The 3,131-nt window shown below is 36.6% G+C and carries 4 protein-coding genes; 1 reads left to right on the top strand and 3 read right to left on the bottom strand.

What is annotated here, in order from left to right:
• Positions 1 to 444: 444 nt before the first annotated feature.
• The 3 genes from AB4513_RS07815 to AB4513_RS07805 form a co-directional block, all read right to left on the bottom strand.
• The gene (locus tag AB4513_RS07815) at positions 445 to 1,221 is read right to left on the bottom strand and encodes a hypothetical protein (protein WP_102257480.1); all 777 of its coding nucleotides are present in this window, start codon (positions 1,219 to 1,221) and stop codon (positions 445 to 447) included.
• 155 nt (positions 1,222 to 1,376) lie between these two features.
• Positions 1,377 to 2,105, bottom strand: coding sequence for an adenylate/guanylate cyclase domain-containing protein (locus AB4513_RS07810; protein ID WP_102257481.1), 729 nt, complete (start codon positions 2,103 to 2,105; stop codon positions 1,377 to 1,379).
• Complete coding sequence (locus AB4513_RS07805) at positions 2,102 to 2,626, bottom strand: Pycsar system effector family protein (RefSeq protein ID WP_102257482.1); 525 nt, start codon at positions 2,624 to 2,626, stop codon at positions 2,102 to 2,104. The genes AB4513_RS07810 and AB4513_RS07805 overlap by 4 nt, the downstream gene beginning before the upstream one ends.
• A 335-nt stretch (positions 2,627 to 2,961) precedes the next feature.
• Between AB4513_RS07805 and AB4513_RS07800 the strand changes: the two genes are divergently transcribed.
• Positions 2,962 to 3,111 (top strand): hypothetical protein, encoded by a 150-nt coding sequence (locus tag AB4513_RS07800; protein WP_157936395.1) that lies wholly within the window; start codon positions 2,962 to 2,964, stop codon positions 3,109 to 3,111.
• Positions 3,112 to 3,131: the final 20 nt, after the last annotated feature.

The following is a 3,131-nucleotide window of genomic DNA, read 5'->3' as shown; positions in this document are numbered from 1 at the left end:
TTGAACCACGAGCATAGACTGAAGACAGGTGCCACGACGGAACAAGTAAGGTAGGCTCTACTCATCAAACGATGAGCAATCCACGTATATCAGCATGAGAACCGACGACATTACTTGCTTCATCTATGCGGTAACACTATCCCCTAAGCAACAAGAAAAGCTCTGATAATACAGGAGCCGAAACTTCTACGTTTTTAATTGACAGTGGGGGGTCATATCAACGCCTGCATAACACGTTTACTACTAAACAATTATACTTAATATTAACGCCTTAAAACGATAAACACTCGGCAAACTGAGATTGCCGAGTGTAGTAAATCGTGTTGATGCGATTGTTAGCTGCTTTTCTTTTTAGTGAGGTCTTCATTAATCATGCGAACACGTGGAGCCTCTGGTGGTTTAGGTGGCGGCGGCGGTGAATTTTTACTTTGATCATTTGACATACTATTCTCCTGCACTTGGTAAGTTATCATTTTCTACTAATGGACGAACATCTGGCTCTTGAGGAGCAGCTGGTGGTGGCGGTACGTAGTTATCTTCAACTTCAGGCATTTCTTGGTCTCCTTTATAAAAATCTGTAAAAATAACAATTTCATGTTTAATTTCGTTTAAAGCATTAACTACCGACTGATCAATGATAGATGTTTCTTTTCTTGGTGAAAACACATCTAAGTCAAATATTATAAATGTCACGCTTGCAATAAACATCGGTATAGAAGCAAATAACAACCACTTAAATGATTTATGTACTTGCTCAGACCTGCGGTCATTTACTGCCGTATTATGAGTAGAGCAATCGCGAAATTTACTGTAAAGGTGTTCAGAAATACGCTCATCGACAATAACTTCTGGTTGTTGGTTTTGTGGATAATCCATGTTGTACTGTGCAATTTGATGACGATGAAGAATTAATTCTTCTCTATAAACATCCGTTTCTTTTGGAGACGGCATGCCATTATAAGTATTCCCCCAAAATGCTCGAATTAAATAATACAGACAACCAAATGAAATTAGAAATGTGACAGCTGTACATATTACAAACGTGCTCACAGCAAATTTATTACTAGTAAAATCCAACATTCTCAGCATATAGCTAAGGATTGTATAGCCTGTAGCTACAAGAGCAAAAGTAACTTGTACTCTGCCAGTGATTTTTTCACGCACTTCCATTTCATGAAAATAGAGTTTCTCATATAATTCAAATAATCTTTGTTTATCCATTCAACCATACTCAAATAAAGAATTGCAGCTAACGCCTGCAGAACACGTTTGCTACGATACAGACCTAGCTGGATTTTAACGCCTTAATCACTGAAACTAAAGGCAAACTGACAATGCCGAGTGTAGCAAATCGTGTTGATGCATTTGTTAGAATTTTATTCGAGACTCCATTGATAGGTCGTAGTATAACAAATATGGTTTTCTCCATTATATGTAAAGGAATCTTGAACCCACATATTTTTTTGAACATCATTCCCTAGGAAGTCTTTTTCTGTAACATATTTGACATCATCTAGCAGATTATTATAAACATATGAAGATATACCTATTTTTCCATCAAGTTGATCACCAATTTTCACAGATTTGTTTACTGCATTTCCAATCCACACCAAGTCCCTATTATTCGCACCTGCTATACCAACTTTTGCACATAATATTTGTCCGTCATCAACCCCAATACCAAATTCGACTGTAGAGTATTTTTCCATTTTCTTTTTTACCTCAGACTTCGGAGAAGCAAGCATCCATTTCATTTTCATGGCAGCTTTTACTGCATTACTTAAGCTTCTCTTAGTAGTTCCTTGGAAAAAGACTAGCATTCCGTCGCCATTAAAACTCCGGACTTCCCCACTATAACTTTTAGCAATAGTTACAATTGTATGAAAATAAGCTTTATGAAGTTTTGCAACAGTCGTTCGATTATGATTATTTAAAACTTTTGTTGAACCTCTCATATCGATGAACAGTGTTGTAGCTTCAAATCGTAACCCCTTATTACCAAAAGTTAAGCTTGTATTATCAATATCCGGGACATACTTTATGTCTGTTACTTCAAATGCATCGTCAATTATAGATTTAACTTTATTATCAATATCTTTTTTCATTTACTAACTCTTAATACGAATAAAACTAGACAACCCAAAGGGGAAATAAGCGCAGTGACAGTAAACCAAATTGCAACTTTAAAATAGCTATATTTTCTACAAGCAATTACCGCATTGATAATAATTTGATTGGCTAAATCTTTTTGATAACCAGTAAATTGTTGTTCATTGAGTTCGAGTTTATTTGATAACTTGCCAAGGTAATTGATTGGCGTATATTTTGCAATATCCTGAAAATAAAGTAAATTATCAGATTGAACTGTTCCCTCTGGTTTACTTTCCCAAGGCATCGAAAGCGATGGAACAACAGATAGTAAACATAAAACCATTGATATAATACAAAGTATTATTGAAAAATAACCATAATATTCAAGCAAATTTGGCAGTTCATAACTTTTTAAAACTCCTGCCAACCCAAAAATCAAGGCTCCATTACCTGCAACCAAAGTCGCAGATTTCGCTTCCGCGTATTTTAGCCAATCATTAATGTTTAAAAATATATCTTTTAATTTCTCATCCACGTGGTGAAGCCTCCAAAAAATTCTAACGCTTAAGTATTTATCCGTTGTCGTAGCACAATGGATAAATACCTGTTGGACTTGGCCGCTTCTATCTATGGAGTTTGCTTTTTAGGACTGACTTACGTTCCACTCTTATCATTAAGACTGGTACCCCATCAGCCGTCCATTTTCCACTTCTAGCCACCAATTTATCTCTGCGACTATACCCGTTGCATAATCTTTTTAAAAGCGAACAATGCCCCTCTCTCGCCATAACACAACGATAATTTTATTCATTACAATCAGACAACTAGGTCAGTCGGTGCTCTGAAACGACTATCCTAGGTCTAATATTGATGCACACGAGTACCATGCTGTTGCTATGGCAGTTCGGACAACAAGGTTTCTCTTTCAGCACTTCCGATTTCTCTACGGGTCGCTTTCGTAAGCTTTGCCTAATTTCCGCTATCGCTTTTACCCGTACAGCATTAGCTAAAAAGCCATAGTAGCGTATTCGCATTAGCCC

It is taken from the genome of Vibrio sp. 10N.222.54.E6 (assembly GCF_041473955.1).
Taxonomy (GTDB): Bacteria; Pseudomonadota; Gammaproteobacteria; order Enterobacterales; family Vibrionaceae; genus Vibrio; species Vibrio tasmaniensis_A.
Note: the sequence above shows the minus strand (reverse complement) of the source record. Positions and strands in the feature narration are given on the sequence as shown.

Coding starts and splice junctions, on each gene's coding strand:
- AB4513_RS07815 (WP_102257480.1), bottom strand. CDS start 1,221: ATGGATAAACAAAGATTATTTGAATTATATGAGAAACTCTATTTTCAT.
- AB4513_RS07810 (WP_102257481.1), bottom strand. CDS start 2,105: ATGAAAAAAGATATTGATAATAAAGTTAAATCTATAATTGACGATGCA.
- AB4513_RS07800 (WP_157936395.1), top strand. CDS start 2,962: ATGCACACGAGTACCATGCTGTTGCTATGGCAGTTCGGACAACAAGGT.